Source organism: Streptomyces sp. NPDC038135, from assembly GCF_055601245.1.
In genome coordinates this window covers 379,654-396,988 of sequence record NZ_JBVJXS010000008.1, presented here as the reverse complement: position 1 = coordinate 396,988, position 17,335 = coordinate 379,654, and the positions used below count along the sequence as shown (strand labels likewise).

Annotated in this window: 15 protein-coding genes and 1 riboswitch; of the genes, 12 read left to right on the top strand and 3 right to left on the bottom strand. The window is 73.1% G+C overall.

The window, feature by feature from the left end; translation table 11 throughout:
- Positions 1-3 precede the first annotated feature (3 nt).
- Positions 4-801, bottom strand: coding sequence for a tyrosine-protein phosphatase (locus ACZ7JA_RS24635; RefSeq protein WP_450750231.1), 798 nt, complete (start codon positions 799-801; stop codon positions 4-6).
- 172 nt (positions 802-973) lie between these two features.
- On the opposite strand from ACZ7JA_RS24635, the gene ACZ7JA_RS24630 reads away from it, so the two are divergent.
- The 3 genes from ACZ7JA_RS24630 to ACZ7JA_RS24620 all read left to right on the top strand — a co-directional run bounded on the left by ACZ7JA_RS24630 (position 974) and on the right by ACZ7JA_RS24620 (position 5,518).
- Positions 974-3,064, top strand: coding sequence for an alpha-galactosidase (locus tag ACZ7JA_RS24630; RefSeq protein ID WP_470810457.1), 2,091 nt, complete (start codon positions 974-976; stop codon positions 3,062-3,064).
- A gap of 306 nt (positions 3,065-3,370) precedes the next feature.
- A riboswitch (cyclic di-AMP (ydaO/yuaA leader) is annotated at positions 3,371-3,530 on the top strand.
- 4 nt (positions 3,531-3,534) lie between these two features.
- The gene (locus ACZ7JA_RS24625; protein ID WP_389453094.1) at positions 3,535-4,479 is read left to right on the top strand and encodes a M23 family metallopeptidase; all 945 of its coding nucleotides are present in this window, start codon (positions 3,535-3,537) and stop codon (positions 4,477-4,479) included.
- Positions 4,480-4,732: 253 nt separating this feature from the next.
- On the top strand, positions 4,733-5,518 hold the full coding sequence (locus tag ACZ7JA_RS24620; protein ID WP_351668416.1) for an SGNH/GDSL hydrolase family protein: 786 nt from the start codon (positions 4,733-4,735) through the stop codon (positions 5,516-5,518).
- 153 nt (positions 5,519-5,671) lie between these two features.
- Here the strand turns inward: ACZ7JA_RS24620 and ACZ7JA_RS24615 are convergent, their stop codons facing one another.
- Positions 5,672-6,262, bottom strand: coding sequence for a TetR/AcrR family transcriptional regulator (locus ACZ7JA_RS24615; protein WP_351668319.1), 591 nt, complete (start codon positions 6,260-6,262; stop codon positions 5,672-5,674).
- Between the two features lie 65 nt (positions 6,263-6,327).
- Positions 6,328-7,509, bottom strand: coding sequence for a glutamate dehydrogenase (locus ACZ7JA_RS24610; RefSeq protein ID WP_470810455.1), 1,182 nt, complete (start codon positions 7,507-7,509; stop codon positions 6,328-6,330).
- Between the two features lie 182 nt (positions 7,510-7,691).
- Between ACZ7JA_RS24610 and ACZ7JA_RS24605 the strand changes: the two genes are divergently transcribed.
- The 9 genes from ACZ7JA_RS24605 to ACZ7JA_RS24565 all read left to right on the top strand — a co-directional run bounded on the left by ACZ7JA_RS24605 (position 7,692) and on the right by ACZ7JA_RS24565 (position 17,309).
- Positions 7,692-8,885 carry an MBL fold metallo-hydrolase gene (locus tag ACZ7JA_RS24605; RefSeq protein WP_351668323.1) on the top strand — a complete coding sequence of 398 codons (1,194 nt, stop codon included), beginning with the start codon at positions 7,692-7,694 and terminating at the stop codon, positions 8,883-8,885.
- A 79-nt stretch (positions 8,886-8,964) separates the two neighbouring features.
- A complete protein-coding gene (locus tag ACZ7JA_RS24600) occupies positions 8,965-10,401 on the top strand; it encodes a polysaccharide pyruvyl transferase family protein (protein WP_351668325.1) in 1,437 nt (478 codons plus the stop codon).
- A gap of 381 nt (positions 10,402-10,782) precedes the next feature.
- A complete protein-coding gene (locus tag ACZ7JA_RS24595; protein ID WP_470810453.1) occupies positions 10,783-12,729 on the top strand; it encodes a sensor histidine kinase in 1,947 nt (648 codons plus the stop codon).
- Between the two features lie 98 nt (positions 12,730-12,827).
- A complete protein-coding gene (locus tag ACZ7JA_RS24590) occupies positions 12,828-13,262 on the top strand; it encodes a roadblock/LC7 domain-containing protein (protein WP_351668329.1) in 435 nt (144 codons plus the stop codon).
- Positions 13,263-13,264: 2 nt separating this feature from the next.
- A complete protein-coding gene (locus tag ACZ7JA_RS24585) occupies positions 13,265-13,636 on the top strand; it encodes a DUF742 domain-containing protein (RefSeq protein ID WP_351668331.1) in 372 nt (123 codons plus the stop codon).
- On the top strand, positions 13,614-14,213 hold the full coding sequence (locus tag ACZ7JA_RS24580; RefSeq protein ID WP_351668333.1) for a GTP-binding protein: 600 nt from the start codon (positions 13,614-13,616) through the stop codon (positions 14,211-14,213). Before ACZ7JA_RS24585 ends, ACZ7JA_RS24580 begins: the two co-directional genes overlap by 23 nt.
- A 61-nt stretch (positions 14,214-14,274) precedes the next feature.
- Positions 14,275-14,850 carry a GAF domain-containing protein gene (locus tag ACZ7JA_RS24575; RefSeq protein ID WP_450750238.1) on the top strand — a complete coding sequence of 192 codons (576 nt, stop codon included), beginning with the start codon at positions 14,275-14,277 and terminating at the stop codon, positions 14,848-14,850.
- Positions 14,851-15,051: 201 nt separating this feature from the next.
- A complete protein-coding gene (gene tdh, locus ACZ7JA_RS24570; protein WP_351668337.1) occupies positions 15,052-16,080 on the top strand; it encodes an L-threonine 3-dehydrogenase in 1,029 nt (342 codons plus the stop codon).
- 35 nt (positions 16,081-16,115) lie between these two features.
- Positions 16,116-17,309 (top strand): glycine C-acetyltransferase, encoded by a 1,194-nt coding sequence (locus ACZ7JA_RS24565; protein WP_470810450.1) that lies wholly within the window; start codon positions 16,116-16,118, stop codon positions 17,307-17,309.
- Positions 17,310-17,335: the final 26 nt, after the last annotated feature.

Here is a 17,335-nt window from a genome sequence, read left to right as displayed (position 1 = left end):
ACGTCAGTCGAGCAGGCGCTCCCGCAGCCGCTCACGGGTGGCCGAGGTGAGTGCGAGCCCCTGCTCGAAGTACGCGTCGAAGCCGCCCCAGGTCTCCTCGATGCTCCCGAACGCCGCATGCAGATACTCCGCGCGCGCGTCGAAGAGCGGGCTGAGCAGCTCCATCACCTCGGGGGTGTACGCGGAGTCGGGGCTGCCGTTGCGTCGCACCTTGTAGCGGCGGTGCTTGGCGTTGGACTCGAGGTAGTCGGCGACGACCGCGTCGCGCTCCACGCCCACCGCGAGCAGGGTCACCGCTATGGAGATGCCCGCCCGGTCCTTGCCCGCGGCGCAGTGCATCAGCGCGGGGACGCTGTCCTCGGCGAGCGAGTGCAGCACCCGGGAGTGCTCGGCGGTGCGCTCGGTGACGATCGTCCGGTAGGAGGCGACCATCCGGGCGGCGGCCCTGCCGTCCGCGAGGATGTCGCGCAGCTGGTCGAGGTCGCCGTCCCGGACCATCTTCCAGAACTCGGCGCCGTCCGCCGGGTCGCTCAGCGGCAGGTTCACGTTCCGCACGCCCGGGAGGGCGACGTCCGGGCCCTCCAGCTTCTGGTCGGCCGCGTTGCGGAAGTCGAACACCGTGTGCAGGCCCAGGGAGGCGAGGAACGCCGCGTCCTCCTCCGTCGCGTGCGCGAGGTGACCGCTGCGGAACAGGACCCCCTGCCGCACCCGCCGGCCGTCCTCGGTCGGCAGTCCGCCCACGTCACGGAAATTGCGCACTCCGGCCAGCTCCGGCTCGGTCGACGGGACCTGCTGCGTCACGGGGGCTCCTCCCGGTCGGAACCCGTCGGCTCGGCTCGCCGGCGGGCGCTCCGACGACGATACGACATCGATCACCTCGGGCAACGAGTTGTCCACAGGCGTTGCCAGGGGCGCGCACGGGCCCCGATGATGTGCGCACCTGAGCGGATCTGTTGACACCTGTGAGGTCTCGATGGTGGACATCGCCGAGAACGGACGCACCTGGCTCCTGTCGGGGCCCACCAGCAGCTATGCCCTGCACCTGACCGAGGCGCACGAGCTGATCCACCTCCACTGGGGGCCCCGCATCACGCTCCCCGACGCCGAGGCCCTGGCCCTGAGCCCGCTGCCCGGCTACCGGCCCTTCGAGTCCCCGCTCGACGGCCGCGAGGAGTACCCCGTCGAGGGCGGCCCCCGCTTCGTCCGCCCCGCGCTCAGCGTCCGCACCGGCGAGCGGCGCGGCACCGAATGGCGCTTCGTGTCGTACGAGTGCGAGCGGGACGAGGCGGGAGACGGCGCGGAGCTGCGGCTGCGCTTCGACGACGACGGACTGGCGGTCACCCTGCACTACCGGATGCGCGGCGACGTGGTGGAGCGCCGGGTCACCCTCGACAACGGCGGGCAGACGCGGGTGGAACTGCTGCGCGCCGACGCCGCCGCCTGGACCCTGCCCGACCGCGACGGCTGGCGGCTGTCCCAGCTCAACGGCCGCTGGGCCGCCGAGTCCCTGCTCACCCGCGCTCCGCTCACCCACGGCGAGAAGGTCGTCGGCAGCCGCCGCGGCCACACCGGCCACCAGCACCTGCCCTGGGTCGCCCTCGACACCGACGCCACCGAGGAACGCGGGGAGGTCTACGGCTGCGCGCTCGGCTGGTCCGGCTCCTGGCGGATCGCCGTCGCCCAACTCCCCGACGCACGCGTGCAGATCACCGGCGGGGCCGGCCACGACGACTCCGGCCTGCTGCTCCTGGAACCGGGGGAGTCGTACACCACCCCCGTCTTCGCGGGCCTGTGGAGCGACGGCGGCTTCGGCGGGGCCAGCCGGACCTGGCACGCCTACCAGCGCGCGCACGTGATCCCGGACGCCGACCGGGACCGGCCGGTGCTGTTCAACTCCTGGGAGGCGACGTTCTTCGACATCTCCGAGGAGCAGCAGGCCGCGCTCGCCCGGCGGGCGGCCGGCATCGGCGTCGAACTGTTCGTCGTCGACGACGGCTGGTTCGGCGCCCGCACCAGCGACCGGGCCGGACTCGGCGACTGGACCCCCAACCCCGACCGGTTCCCGCACGGCCTCAAGCCCCTGGCCGACCAGGTGCACGGCCTCGGCATGCGGTTCGGCGTCTGGGTCGAGCCCGAGATGGTCAACCCGGACAGCGACCTGTACCGCGCCCACCCCGACTGGGTGCAGCACCAGCGGGGCCGCAGGCGGACGGAACTGCGCAACCAGCTCGTCCTCAACCTCGCCCGCGAGGACGTCCAGGAGTACCTGTGGGAGCGTCTGGACGCCCTGCTGTCCGGCGCGCCGATCGACTACGTGAAGTGGGACTTCAACCGCTGCTTCACCGACGCCGGCTGGCCGGGCGAGCCGTATCCGCAGCGTCTGTGGGTCGACCACGTCCGCGCGCTGTACGCCCTGCTGGACCGGCTGCGCGCCGCCCACCCCCACGTCGCCTTCGAGTCCTGCTCGGGCGGCGGCGGCCGGATCGACCTCGGTGTGCTGAGCCGCACCGACCAGGTGTGGACCTCCGACAACACCGACCCGCTGGACCGGCTCGCCATCCAGCACGGCTTCAGTCAGATCCATCCCGCGCGCGTGATGGCCGCCTGGGTCACCGACAGCCCGAACAACCAGCTCAACGGCAGGACCAGCTCCCTGCGCTTCCGTTTCGTCAGCGCCATGGCGGGCGTCCTCGGGATAGGCGGCGACCTCACCGCGTGGTCCGAGGAGGAGCTGGCCGAGGCCCGGGAGTGGGTGGCCCTCTACAAGGAGATCAGGCCGCTCGTCCAGCGCGGCGAGCTGTACCGGCTGCGGCCCCCGACGGGCGGCCTGAGCGCCGTCCAGTACGTGCTCGGGGACGAGACGGTGGTCCTGGCGTGCCTCCAGGCGCAGAGCTACGGGGAGCCGGTGCCGCGCGTACGGCTGCGCGGACTCGACCCCACGGCATCGTACGAATGCCGCGAAACGGGCGAAGTGCACCGCGGTGCGGTGCTGCTGCACCATGGACTGCCGACCGGACTGCGCGGTGACCTGGATGCGGTAGTAGTCCGACTGCGCCGCATATGATTCCTCTGCCCGAATTGACGCCTTCGTCGCAACTCGGCCCGGAGTAAGGGCTGCTGGGGAGCGGTGCGTGAGGAGCGTCATAACCGTGACCGTCCGCTGTTCGTCATGTTCACCTAATTCCTAAACGGAAACCGGGAATTCGATCGGCGGAGCGGACGGGAATTCACGCACGGTGACCGCGAATTTCCCTTTTGGATCTTCTGGGGCGTGAACGCCGGGAATCGGCCGCTTGTTTCCGCGCGTCCCGCTCGCTTACGTTCGCCACCAATCCGGACGGAACGCCGAATCCTGCCGCCGCCCGGAGTCCCGCACACATGACCCGTGCACGGCAGGAGCGGGGGACCCACCAGGTACGACTCGCCTGTCCCGGTCTCCGCGACAGGCTCGGGGTGAAGCCGCGCACCGCGCGGCCGGGCAGCTCCAGCCCGAACCCGACAGCTCACCCCGCAGGCGCCGGAGAGGAATGCGTCATGCCCGCGAAGGGTAAGCACCGCCGTCCCAAGTCTCGGCGTTTCACCCGCTCCATCGCCGCCGCCGGAACCGGCGGCGCCGCACTGGCCCTGCCCCTGCTGGGCGCCACCGGAGCGCACGCCGCCACCGCTCAGTCCACCCCCGGAAAGACCGTGCAGTCCGCCGGGAAGACGGCGGCCGGAAAGGCCGCGGCGGCCACCCAGCAGGCACCCGGCGTGCGCACCTACACGGTGAAGCCCGGCGACTGCCTGGCCGGGATCGCCGGCGAGCAGCATGTGAGCGGTGGCTGGCACCGGCTCTACGCCGACAACCGGCAGGCCGTCGGCGAGAACCCGGCGCTGATCCACCCCGGTCTGAAGCTGTCGCTCGGCAAGAAGGCCGCCGCCCCGACCCGCACCGAGGCCCCCGCCCCCGCGCGGTCCGCGCAGCCTTCGGGCGCCCGGGCCGAGTCCCCGGCGAAGACCGCCCCGGCCGCCCCCGTCCTCCAGGCGTCTCCGGTGGCCCAGGTCACCAAGGCCGCCGAAGCCGCCCCCGCCACCGGCTACACCCTCCCGGTCGCCGTCCCCACCGTCGGCACCGCCTACCACGTCGCCGGCAGCATGTGGTCCAGCGGCTACCACACCGGCGTCGACTTCGTCGTCCCCACCGGCACCTCCCTCAAGGCCGTCGGCGCGGGCACCGTCGTCTCCGCCGGCTGGGGCGGCGCGTACGGCAACCAGGTCGTCATCAAGCTGAACGACGGCTACTACGCCCAGTACGCCCACCTCTCGCAGCTCTCGGTGTCGGCCGGCCAGACGGTGACCCCGGGCCGGCAGATCGGCCTGTCCGGCGCTACCGGCAACGTGACCGGCCCGCACCTGCACTTCGAGATCCGCACCACGCCGGACTACGGCTCGGACGTGGACCCCGTCGGCTACCTCCGCTCGCACGGCGTCGCCCTCTGAGCCACCCGCGCTCAGCGACACGCTCCCGGCGGCCACCTGCCGGACAGCCTCCGAAGGCCGGACCCCCGATCCCCGGGTCCGGCCTTCGGTACGTCCGGACCGGCCCCGTACCCGCCGTATTCCTGGGTTGGCAAACTCTTTAAGGGTGTCTCATCTCACCGATCGTCAACCCCTGCCTACGGTCGCGTAGGTCACATCCGAAGGTGAATCATGGTCCGACGTGGCAGACGATTCGAAGAGTGACAACAGTGCAGTGATCGGGTCGTACGTGGCGGTGGGGGACAGCTTCACCGAGGGCGTCGGCGACCCCGGGCCCGACGGGGCGTTCGTGGGCTGGGCCGACCGCTTCGCGGTCCTGCTCGCCGACCGGCGGCCCGAGGGCGACTTCCAGTACACCAACCTCGCGGTCCGCGGGAAACTGCTCGACCAGATCGTCGAGCACCAGCTCCCGAAGGCCGTCCAACTCGCCCCCGACCTCGTCTCCTTCTGCGCGGGCGGCAACGACATCATCCGGCCCGGCACCGACCCCGACGAGGTGGCCGAGCGCTTCGAGCGGGCCATCGCCGCCCTCGCGGCCGCCGCGGGCACGGTGATGGTGACGACCGGCTTCGACACCCGGGGCGTGCCGGTGCTCAAGCACCTGCGCGGCAAGATCGCCACCTACAACGGGCACGTCCGCGCCATCGCCGACCGGTACGGCTGCCCGGTGCTCGACCTGTGGTCCCTGAAGTCCGTCCAGGACCGCAGGGCCTGGGACAGCGACCGCCTGCACCTCTCGCCCGAGGGGCACACGCGCGTGGCGCTGCGCGCCGGGCAGGCCCTCGGCCTGGAGATCCCGGCCGACCCGGAGCAGGTCTGGCCGCCGCTCCCGCCCAGGGGCACCCTGGAGATCCGCCGGGACGACGTCCACTGGGCCCGCGAGTACCTGGTGCCGTGGATCGGCCGCCGGCTGCGCGGCGAGTCCTCCGGGGACCACGTCACGGCGAAGGGCGCGCTGTCGCCGGACGACATCAAGATGCGCATCGCGGCGGTCGCCTGACCCCGGCGCACGGCACGGCCGCGCCCCGTACCGCGATCCCGGCGGTACGAGGCGCGGCCGCGCGCGCCCGCCGGACCGGCCCGCGTCCCGGACCGGCGATCCCGGCGTTCCCGTACGGGCCGGCGCCGCGCTCGCGCCGGTCGACTCCGCCCGCTAGAGGCCCAGTTCCCGGACCAGGGCGTCGTTCACCCACTCCTGGGCGCGGGCGCGTGGCACCGAGCCCGGGTAGGACGTGAGCTGCACGGCGAGGCCGTCGAGCAGGGCGGTGAGCCGCAGGGCGGTGCCCGCCGGGTCGGGGCAGGTGAACTCGCCCGCCGCCACGCCCTCCACGATGACCTCGGCGATCGCCGCCTTCCACCGCTGGTCGAGGTCCCGGGTGACCGCCCGCAGGGCCGGCTCGCGCAGCGACACCGCCCAGCCCTCGATCCACAGCCGCCAGCCCTTGGCCTGGCCCGTGGGCGCGTACCAGCGCACGGCGGCGCGCAGCCGGCGCAGCGCGGAGGTCCGGCGGGCCAGCAGCGCCCGCAGACGCGCCAGATCGTCCTCGGCCGCGTAGGCGAAGGCGGCGGCGACCAGCTTCTCCTTCGTCGAGAAGTGGTACAGCACCAGCGCGTTGCTCACCCCGAGCGCCGAGGCCACGTCGGCGATCCTGACCGCCGCCACGCCCCGCGCCTCGATCTGCCCGATGGCGGCCCGCAGCATCTCCTCCCGCCGCTCGGCCACGCTCAACCGCACTCTCGCCACGCGGTCACACTAGCCCGTCGGCCGGACAGCGCCCCACGCCTGCCGACGGCCGCGACCCGCCGGGGTCAGCGGTACCAGCCGTAACGCCCGGCGATCACCGGCAGCCGGTCCGACACCAGGGCGTGGGCGGCGGCGCGGGGAGTCGTCCCGTCGGCCCGCGCGCGGTCCAGCACCGTCCCGGTCAGCGCGCGCATCGAGCGGCGGATGTGGGCGAACGCCTCGTCGGCGTTCGGGCCGACGTCGCCGAACAGCGTCCACCACCACCAGGCGTTGGTGGCCGAGTTGACCACCACGTCCGGCAGCACCGTCACCCCGCGCGCGGCCAGCAGCCGCTCCGCCTCCGGCAGTACGGGCATGTTGGCGGCCTCGACGACCCAGCGGGCGGTGATCCGCTCCTGCCCGGCGGCGTCGACCGCGTAGGAGACCGCGGCCGGCACCAGGACCTCCGCGTCCGCCGCCAGCCAGGCGTCGCCGGGCAGCTCGCGGTCGGCCGGACGCAGCGCGGAGCGGTCGAGCGTGCCGTAGGCGTCCCGTGCGGCGAGCAGCGCCTCCACGTCCAGGCCGTCCGGGTTGGCGACGGTGCCCTTGACGTCGGCCACCGCCACCACCGTCAGTCCCGCGCGTGCGAGGAACCGCGCCGTGGCCCCGCCCATCGTGCCCAGCCCCTGCACGGCCACCCGGGTGCCCCGGTACGGCACCGAGTCCCGGTCCAGGGCCGCCAGCACCGACTCGGCGACCCCGCAGCCGCCCGCCAGTTCGTCCAGGCCGATGCCGTCCACCCGCACCGCGAAGGCGTCCGCGAGCCGCGCGCGGGCCGCCGGCTCGTCGTCCAGCAGCGGGAACACGGCCTGGACGGTGGAGACCAGACCCGCCTCGGCGGCGGCCCGGTCCACCAGGTCCTGGCTGAGGCCCAGGTCCTCGCCGGTGGTCCAGCAGCTCTCGATGTACGGCCGCATCGCGCGCAGGTAGCGCACGAGCAGCCCGTAGGCCGCCGGGTCCCGCGGATCGCAGTCGATGCCGCCCTTGGCGCCGCCCAGGGGGACGTAGCGGGCCGCCGGGTCGTAGTGCAGGGCCTCCTTCATCGTCATGCCGCGCGCGAGCCCGGTGACCTCCTCCAGCGTGCAGCCGGCGCGCATCCGCAGCCCGCCGCTGGCCACGCCCCGCACCAGCCGGTCGACGACCAGGAAACCCCGCCGCCCGGTGACGTGGTCGGTCCACACGAGCGACATGAGGGGGGCGGCGGTCATGGGGGCTCCCGGACGACGGTTACTGAACAGCCGGTCAGTATCCGCAGCGGGCGGGCCGCTGTCAAAGCGCCGGGCGGGCCGCCGCGCACGCCCGGCGGGGCGGGACGGAGGAGCGGGCGGCGCCGCGCTGTCGGAGGGGCCGACCATAATGGAGGACCTCAGCGACTTCAGTGGAGGTATCCGTGACCGGTTGGCGTTCCAGGAGCTCCGGGCTCAGCGCGCTGCGGCCCGAGGCCTTCGGCGCGCAGCCGCGCGGTGAGCGCCTCGCCCGGATCCGCCGTTCCCCGCACTTCGCGGACGGCGTCTTCCAGAACCCGGGCGGCACCGCCCGCACCCGGCCCTCCGGCTCCACGCTCGACCTCGCCAAGGTGTTCCTGGACAAGGACACCCGGCCCCTGCGCTCCCCGGCCGGCACCGTGCCGGTGCACGCCACCACCTACGCCGACCTAGCCCAGCCGCCCACGACGGGGCTGCGCGTGACCTGGATGGGCCACTCCAGCGTGCTCGTGGAGATCGACGGGCACCGCGTCCTGTTCGACCCCGTCTGGGGCGAGCGCTGCTCCCCGTTCCCCTTCGCCGGGCCCAGGCGGCTGCACCCGGTGCCGCTGCCGCTGGCCGCGCTCGGCCCGGTCGACGTGGTGGTCGTCTCGCACGACCACTACGACCACCTGGACATGCCCACGATCAAGGCGCTGGCCGGCACGGACACCGTGTTCGCCGTGCCGCTGGGCGTCGGCGCGCACCTGGAGCACTGGGGCGTCTCGGCGGACCGGCTGCGCGAACTCGACTGGCACGAGTCCACCCGGGTCGGCGGCCTCACTCTGACCGCCACCCCGGCCCGCCACTTCTGCGGCCGCGGTCTGCGCAACACCCAGCACACCCTGTGGGCGTCCTGGTCCGTCGCCGGCGAGGAGCACCGCGTCTACCACAGCGGTGACACCGGCTACTTCGACGGCTTCCGGGAGATCGGCGCCGCCCACGGCCCGTTCGACGTGACGATGGTCCAGCTCGGCGCGTACAGCGAGTTCTGGCCCGACATCCACATGACTCCCGAGGAAGGCCTGCGCGCCCACCTCGACCTCCAGGGCGGCGCCCCGCACGGCGTGCTGCTCCCGATCCACTGGGGCACCTTCAACCTCGCCCCCCACCCCTGGGCCGAGCCCGGCGAGTGGACCAAGGAGGCCGCCGAGGAGGCCGGCCAGGCGCTCGCCCTGCCCCGGCCCGGCGAGCCCTTCGAACCCGCCGGGAAGCTCCCCGCCGACGCCTGGTGGCGATCCGCCTCGGCGCCCGTCGCCCACCTGCGGCGCAGGCCCCAGGAACGCCCGGCGGCCGTGGAGTTCGCCCGCACCGAGGCCGACCTGGCCGGCGAGCGGTGACGCGACCACCTCTGCCACGACGAGGAAAAGGACGCGCAAGGATTCCGTAAAGCGTGGTGCGCGGTTACGATCTCGGCCTGTGAAGCGCATTCTCATGCAGGCGGGGAACGACCCGTTCAACGTGCCCACGATCGAGAGCACTTTGGTGCGCAACAGCATTCGGGGCAACGTCGGCAATCTGATGTACACCAATTCCGCTTACCGGCACATGTCCGTGCCGGGCGCGGAAATCCGGGTCGACACCACGCACTTCGCCGAACTGACCGTCGCGGACGCGGACCGCATCAACGACGAGTGCGATGTCTTCGTCCTGCCGATGGCCAATGCCTTCAAATCGAAGTTCGTTCCGCACCTGCACATCCTGGCGAACCTCATCGGCAGGCTGAAGGTGCCCGTCGTCGTCTTCGGAGTCGGCGCGCAGGCCAAACTCGACTACGACACCGCGTTCCTGAAGCCCGTCGACGAGGCCGTCAAGCGGTTCGTCGGGGCGGTGCTGGACCGTTCGGCGTCCATCGGCGTCCGGGGCGAGTTCACCCAGCGCTACCTCGGCGAACTCGGCTTCCGCGACGTCGACGTCATCGGATGCCCCTCGGTCTACTTCCGCGGCCCCGGCTTCCGGATGGGGCACCCGGGCGGACAGGAGCTGCCCGAGGGGGCCCGGATCGCGCTGTCCACCGCGCTGCGGCTCGCGAACGCCGAACTCGCCTCGGCCGTCAACGAGTCCGTCCTGGAGCAGCACCCCGGCCTCACCTACTTCGCCCAGGAGGGACGCGACCTCCAGACGCTCTACTGGGGGGACACCGCGGTCGCCGCCCGGCAGTCCGCGCCGATGCCCGACCTCAGCTCGCACCCGCTGATACGCACGGCCGACGTGTGCGTCCCGCTGGAGCCGCACAGCTGGATGGACGCCCTCACCCGCTACGACTTCGCCCTCGGAACGCGTATCCACGGCAACATCGCCGCCCTGGTCGCCGGTACCCCGGCGTTCGTCCTCGCCCACGACTCACGGACGCTCGAGCTGTCCCGGTACCACCACATCCCGCACCGGGTCATCACCGAGCTGGACGCCGACGTCGACGTCGCGGGCCTCTACGCCGAGACCGACTACACGGCCTTCGACGCGCATTACGCCGAGGGGTTCCAGCGGCTGCTGGACTTCATGACGAGGAACGGGCTGCGGAACGCCTACGAGCACGGGGACGGCGGCGAGGAATACGACCGGAAGGTCCGGGCGGCGGATTTCCCCCAGCCGTTCCGGCGTTCAGAGGCGGAGAGCGTGGACGATCTGCTCTTCCGCATCACGCTGCTCCGGGAGCAGAACAAGGCGATCGCCCGGCAGGCCGCCAGGGCCGAGAAGAAGGCCTCCGCCCAGGCCGCCCACATCAAGAGGCTCGAGGCGGCCCTCACCGCGCAGCGCGAGTCCAGCGAGAAGCGGCTCCGGGCGCTCGAGGCCCAGGCGAAGAGGCGTCTGCCCACCACGGCGCGGCGCCTGGTCAAGCGGCTCGCGCCGAAGTGACCCGGGCCCGCCGCGGGTGACGGAAGGTGACGGAGGCTCCGCCCGGGCGCCGGCGCCGCCGCCCCGTGGGCACCCGGGCCGGGGGAGGCCGGACGGGGCGCTCCGAACGGCCGGGGCCGGTACGCACACCAGTGCTACCGGCCCCCGCTGCTTGTTTCCGACCGCTTCTGACCAGGGTGGATCGAGTGCGTGCGGATCTGTCGCCGGAGTCCCACACGGATATCGGTCTGTCGTGCGACGCCTCATACCAGAGCGGGACGCTACCCGGGGGACTTTGGCAACTGCCCACCGCACGTGATGCGCAGGCAACTACTGTGAGTGTCCGTCGCACGACACAGGGCCTGGGGCGAACCAGGCCGACGGACCAGTACGAGGACGCAGATGTCTCATCTCCGTGCACCGGCCGCCCGTGCCGACCGCCGTGAGGGCGGCCGCCACGGGAGACCGGTCGCCCGACCCGCTCCCGCACTGCCCGAGACGCACATACGGCCCCAGCTCATGCGGCTCGCCGTGCTTCCGCCCGTAGCCGTCGCCCTCAGCGCCACCGCGGCCGTCCTGTTCAGCGTGCGCTCCACCGGCACGCGCCCCGGCCCCACCCTGTGGGCCGTGCTCGCCGGAGCGGTCGCGGTGACCGTCGCGGGCGTCCTCATCGCCGCCGTGGCCGCCGACCGCGCCGCCCGCTCGGTCGCCGACCGGGTCCAGGCGCTGCGCCGGGGCGCCGCCCGTGGCGAGGCCGAACTGCACGCCCTCGTCGAGGCGTTGCGGCAGGGCGAGACCCCGGCCCGGCGAGGGCCGGGCCGCCGGCCGCCCGCGGACGCCGACGACTTCGACCTCCTCGCCGCCGACCTGGCCCGGGCGCACGACGGCGCCGTCACCGCCGTCGTGCAGGCCGCCCAGCTCTCCAGCCAGGCGGGCAGCGAGCAGAAGCTCGAGGTCTTCGTCAACCTGGCCCGCCGGCTCCAGTCCCTGGTGCACCGGGAGATCTCGATCCTCGACGACCTCGAGAACGAGATCGAGGACCCCGACCTGCTCAAGGGCCTGTTCCACGTCGACCACCTCGCCACCCGGATCCGGCGGCACGCCGAGAACCTCGCCGTGCTCGGCGGCGCCGTCTCCCGGCGGCAGTGGAGCAACCCGGTGGACATGACCGAGGTGCTGCGCTCCGCCATCGCCGAGGTCGAGCAGTACTCCCGGGTCAGACTGGTCCCGCCCGTCGACGGCGAACTGCGCGGGCACGCCGTGGCCGACGTCATCCACCTGCTCGCCGAACTCGTGGAGAACGCGACCGTCTTCTCCGCCCCGCACACCCAGGTGCTGCTCCGCGCCAGCCTCGTCACCTCCGGACTCGCCGTGGAGGTCGAGGACCGCGGGCTCGGCATGCCCGTCGGCGAGCAGGACAGGATGAACGCCCTGCTCGCCGACCCCGACCAGGTCAACGTGGCCAGCCTGCTGGCCGACGGCCGCATCGGCCTCTACGTCGTCTCCCAGCTCGCCCGGAGGCACGGCATCTCGGTGCGCCTGCAGACCAACATCTACGGCGGTGTGCAGGCCGTACTCGTGGTGCCCCAGGCGCTGCTGGGCACGGCGATGTCCCGGCAGGATGGCCCGGCGGCGCACGGCCCGTCGCCGGCGCCGTCGGGCCAGACCCCGTACGCCGTGCCGTCCCACGCAGGCGGTTCCGGGGTGCCGGACGCCGGGCGGACCGAGGTCGGCACGGGCGGCGCTGGTTCCGCCGCGGCGCTGCCGGCCCCCGCCGACGGCAGGCGGCGGCACGCGCAGAACGGGCCCCGGCGCGACGGCGAGATGCCGGTCCCGGCCGGGCGGAACAGCGGTACGCGCACGCAGGGGACGGGCGACGCCACCGCTCCGAGCGGAACGGGACGGAGCGGACCGGCGCCGGGCGAGGCGGCACCGGCCCCGCTGCCCGTGCGGTCCGCGCGCGAGAAGCGGGCCAACCCCGCCGAGGCCGCCCCGGGCATCGGGGCCGAGCACCGGCCGGCGGTCGAGTCCCACGCCGGCGTCCTGCCCGTCCCGCGCGGCGGCACGGCCGTACGCGGCACCATGGGCAAGCCCCGGCTGCCGCGCCGGCGCGCCCAGGAGCACATCGTCCCGCAGTTGCGCGGCGGCCCGGTCCCGCGTCAGGACGGCGACACCGTCGCGGGCCACGACCCCGGGCTGATGGCCGCCTTCCAGCGCGGCATAGGACTGGCCGAGGCGGCCGGTGCGCAGGAGCACCCGGAGCCGGAACCGCGGCCCGCCGCGCGGCAGCACGCGTACGCGCCCGCCGCCGACGACGGCCGTGCCGACGGGAGCACGCCGGCCGGATGACCCCCCGCTGCGGACCCACCGGCCCCGTCCACACCGCCCCCAGCACCCCCACATCCAGCGCTCCCGCTGGTCTTCGTACCCCAAGGAGTCGATCCACCATGGCGAGCGATGCGCCGACCGCCCAGGCATCCGACCTCGACTGGCTGCTGAGCGGCCTCGTGCAGCGCGTACCGCACACCTCCAGCGCGGTGCTCCTGTCCTGCGACGGACTGGTGAAGTCCGTGCACGGCCTCGATCCCGACAGCGCCGACCACATGGCGGCCCTGGCCTCCGGCCTGTACTCCCTCGGCCGCAGCGCGGGAATCCGGTTCGGCGACGGCGGCGACGTCCGTCAGGTCGTCGTCGAACTCGACTCGACGCTGCTGTTCGTCACCACGGCCGGCTCCGGCACCTGCCTCGCGGTGCTGGCCGGCCGCGAGGCCGACGCCGCCGTGCTGGGGTACGAGATGGCGATGCTGGTCAAGAGCGTGCGTCCCTACCTGGTGACCGCGCCCCGTCAGTACACCGCCGAATCCACGGCGACGAGGCCTTGAGGGTGGCCGCAGCCGGCGACGGGCCGTGGCTCGACGACGCCGCCGGACGGCTGGTGCGCCCGTTCACGGTCAGCAACGGCCGCACCGAACCCAGCATCGCCCTCGACCTGATGTCGCAGGTGATGTCCACCGGCGTCACCCCGCTCGGCTACCTCGGCCCCGAGCACGCCCAGGCGCTCGAGGTGTGCCGCGCGCCCGTGCCGGTGGCGGAGGTCGCCGCGCACCTGAGACTGCCCGCGGTGGTCACCAAGGTGCTGCTGTCCGACCTCGTCGACTGCGGGGCGCTGACCACCAAGCCCCCCGCCTTCCACCACACACCCACTGACCGGTCTCTGCTGGAGGCAGTGCTCGATGGACTACGACGACAGCTCTGACCCGTTCCCCACCGCGCTCAAGATCCTGGTGGCGGGCGGGTTCGGGGTCGGCAAGACGACCTTCGTGGGAGCGGTCAGCGAGATCGCCCCGCTCAGCACCGAGGAGCTGCTCACCACCGTCGGCGCCGCCACCGACAACCTCGACGGCATCGAGAACAAGGTCGAGACGACGGTCGCCATGGACTTCGGCCGGATCACCCTCGACCCGCGGCACGTGCTGTACCTGTTCGGCACGCCGGGGCAGGAGCGGTTCTGGTTCATGTGGGACGAGCTGTCGGAAGGGGCGCTCGGCGCGGTCATCCTCGCCGACACCCGCCGCCTGCAGGAGTGCTTCGCGGCGGTGGACTTCTTCGAGGAGCGCGGCCTCGCGTTCATCGTCGCCGTCAACGAGTTCGACGGCGGCTACCGCTACGACCCGGAAGAGGTGCGCGCCGCCCTCGACCTCGATCCCGGCATCCCCGTCGTCCCCTGCGACGCCCGCATCTCCAGCTCCGGCGTGCAGACCCTGCTCACCCTCGTACGCCACCTCATCGCCCACGCACCGGCGCCCGCGCCGAGCCACGGCGCCCACATGTGATCCAGCCACCCCGCCAACGGAGCCGCCCCATGAGGTACGTCCACAGCGCCGGAGTCCGGTCATGAGCTACGAGCCGCCCCGGCCGGTCCGGGGTCTGCTGCTCACGCCCGAGGACAAGGAGGCCCCGGCCCGCGCCTCCAGACTCCGCGGGCTCGGCCTGGGGGAGCGGCCCGAACCCGCCCTCGACGCCTTCGCGGACCATCTCGCCCGGCTCACCGGCGCGCCGTACGCCATGGTCAACTTCGTCGGCGAGGACCGCCAGTTCTTCGCCGGCCTGCGCACCCCGGCGACCGCGCCCGTGGTCCGGACGGACGGCAGCAGGCCCGAGGTCGGCCGCGTCCTGCCGCGCGACCACGGCTTCTGCCCCCATGTGGTGGTCCGGCGCAAGGCCCTGGTCCTGGAGGACGTCCGCGACTACCCGCGCTTCGCGGGCAACCCCGTGGTCGACGAGTACGGCATCCGCTCCTACCTCGGCGCCCCGCTCCTCGACAGCTCCGGCATGGCCCTCGGCACCGTGTGCGCCGCCGACGTGGCCCCGCGGGTCTGGGGCCGGAGCGGCCTGGAGACGATCAAGTCGCTCGCCGCGGAACTCGCCGCGCACATGGAGGGATCGGCCCGGGACGGGCTGCCGCTCTGAGCGCGGACCCCGCCGGACCGGGGCGCGCGGCGCGGACCGCGCGCGGGGGCGTGAAGGAAAGCTGAGGCGGCGGTTAAGAAAAGATCGATGGACCCCGGCGCGCGCGTAGGGCAGATTGCGGGGTGATTCCACCCCTCTGACCCGGTGCGGGCCTCTTCGGCATGCCCGCGGGGCCGGGCCTCACCCACAGGAGCCGTAGCGTTGAAGGCGCTGGTCAAGGAGAAGGCGGAGCCCGGGCTCTGGCTGACGGACGTCCCGGAGCCCGCCATCGGACCCGGTGACGTGCTGATCAAGGTCATGCGGACCGGTATCTGCGGCACCGACCTGCACATCCGGGCCTGGGACGGCTGGGCGCAGCAGGCGATCAGCACGCCGCTCGTGCTGGGTCACGAGTTCGTCGGGCAGGTCGTGGAGACCGGCCGGGACGTCAGCGATATCCGGGTCGGCGACCGGGTCAGCGGCGAGGGCCACCTGGTGTGCGGCAAGTGCCGCAACTGCCTCGCCGGGCGCCGCCATCTGTGCCGCGCCACCGTCGGCCTCGGCGTCGGCCGGGACGGCGCGTTCGCCGAGTACGTCGCGCTGCCGGCGTCCAACGTCTGGGTGCACCGCGTCCCCGTCGACCTCGACGTCGCCGCGATCTTCGACCCGTTCGGCAACGCCGTGCACACCGCGCTGTCGTTCCCGCTGGTCGGCGAGGACGTCCTGATCACCGGAGCCGGCCCGATCGGCCTGATGGCCGCCGCGGTGGCCCGGCACGCCGGCGCCCGCAACGTCGTCATCACCGACGTCAGCGAGGAGCGCCTGGAGCTGGCCCGCAAGATCGGCGTGAGCCTCGCCCTGAACGTCGCCGGCACCACCATCGCGGACGGGCAGCGGGAGCTCGGGCTGCGGGAGGGCTTCGACATCGGCCTGGAGATGTCCGGCCGCCCCGAGGCCATGCGGGACATGATCGCCAACATGACGCACGGCGGCCGGATCGCCATGCTCGGCCTGCCCGCCGAGGAGTTCCCCGTCGACTGGGCCCGCGTCGTCACCTCGATGATCACCATCAAGGGCATCTACGGCCGCGAGATGTTCGAGACCTGGTACGCGATGTCCGTCCTGCTGGAGGGCGGCCTCGACCTCGCCCCCGTGATCACCGGCCGCTACGGCTACCGCGACTTCGAGGCCGCCTTCGCCGACGCCGCCAGCGGCACCGGCGGCAAGGTCATCCTCGACTGGACCGCGTAGAACCCCTCTCCCGCAAGCACCTTCAGGAGCTTCCCATGTTCGACTCCGTGCGCGACGACCTGCGCGCCACCCTCGACGAGATCCGCGCCGCCGGTCTGCACAAGCCGGAGCGGGTCATCGACACCCCGCAGTCCGCGACCGTCAACGTCAGCGCCGGCGGCCGCCCCGGCGAGGTCCTCAACTTCTGCGCCAACAACTACCTCGGCCTCGCCGACCACCCCGAGGTGGTCGCCGCCGCCCACGAGGCGCTCGACCGCTGGGGCTACGGCATGGCCTCGGTCCGCTTCATCTGCGGCACCCAGGAGGTGCACAAGCAGCTGGAGGCCCGCCTCTCGGCCTTCCTCGGCCAGGAGGACACGATCCTGTACTCCTCCTGCTTCGACGCCAACGGCGGTGTCTTCGAGACCCTGCTGGGCGAGCAGGACGCGGTGATCTCCGACGCCCTCAACCACGCCTCCATCATCGACGGCATCCGCCTGAGCAAGGCCAAGCGGTTCCGCTACGCCAACCGCGACCTGGCCGACCTGGAGACGCAGCTCAAGGCCGCCGGCGACGCCCGGCGCAAGCTGATCGTCACCGACGGCGTCTTCTCCATGGACGGCTACCTCGCGCCCCTCGCGGAGATCTGCGACCTCGCCGACCGCTACGACGCGATGGTCATGGTCGACGACTCGCACGCCGTCGGCTTCGTCGGCCCCTCCGGCCGCGGCACCCCCGAGCTGCACGGCGTCATGGACCGCGTGGACATCATCACCGGCACCCTCGGCAAGGCGCTCGGCGGCGCGTCCGGCGGCTATGTCGCGGCCCGCGCCGAGATCGTCGCCCTGCTGCGCCAGCGCTCGCGTCCGTACCTGTTCTCCAACACCCTCGCCCCGGTGATCGCCGCCGCCTCCCTGAAGGTCCTCGACCTGCTGGAGTCCGCCGACGACCTGCGCGTCCGGCTCACCGAGAACACCGCCCTCTTCAGGCGCCGGATGACCGAGGAGGGCTTCGACATCCTCCCCGGCGACCACGCCATCGCGCCCGTCATGATCGGCGACGCCGCCGAGGCCGCCCGGATGGCCGAACTCCTGCTGGAGCGGGGGGTGTACGTGATCGGCTTCTCCTACCCGGTCGTGCCGCAGGGCCAGGCCCGCATCCGCGTCCAGCTGTCCGCCGGGCACTCCACCGAGGACGTGAACCGGGCGGTCGACGCGTTCGTCGCGGCCCGCGCCGAGCTGGCTGCCTGACCAGCGCGGACATGGGGCGATAATGG

What these genes read in the sequence shown, in the direction of transcription:
- ACZ7JA_RS24580 (WP_351668333.1), top strand. Translation starts at nt 13,614, where the DNA reads ATGGACTACGACGACAGCTCTGACCCGTTCCCCACCGCGCTCAAGATC.
- ACZ7JA_RS24575 (WP_450750238.1), top strand. Translation starts at nt 14,275, where the DNA reads ATGAGCTACGAGCCGCCCCGGCCGGTCCGGGGTCTGCTGCTCACGCCC.
- ACZ7JA_RS24590 (WP_351668329.1), top strand. Translation starts at nt 12,828, where the DNA reads ATGGCGAGCGATGCGCCGACCGCCCAGGCATCCGACCTCGACTGGCTG.
- ACZ7JA_RS24610 (WP_470810455.1), bottom strand. Translation starts at nt 7,509, where the DNA reads ATGACCGCCGCCCCCCTCATGTCGCTCGTGTGGACCGACCACGTCACC.
- ACZ7JA_RS24565 (WP_470810450.1), top strand. Translation starts at nt 16,116, where the DNA reads ATGTTCGACTCCGTGCGCGACGACCTGCGCGCCACCCTCGACGAGATC.
- ACZ7JA_RS24625 (WP_389453094.1), top strand. Translation starts at nt 3,535, where the DNA reads ATGCCCGCGAAGGGTAAGCACCGCCGTCCCAAGTCTCGGCGTTTCACC.
- ACZ7JA_RS24595 (WP_470810453.1), top strand. Translation starts at nt 10,783, where the DNA reads ATGTCTCATCTCCGTGCACCGGCCGCCCGTGCCGACCGCCGTGAGGGC.
- ACZ7JA_RS24630 (WP_470810457.1), top strand. Translation starts at nt 974, where the DNA reads ATGGTGGACATCGCCGAGAACGGACGCACCTGGCTCCTGTCGGGGCCC.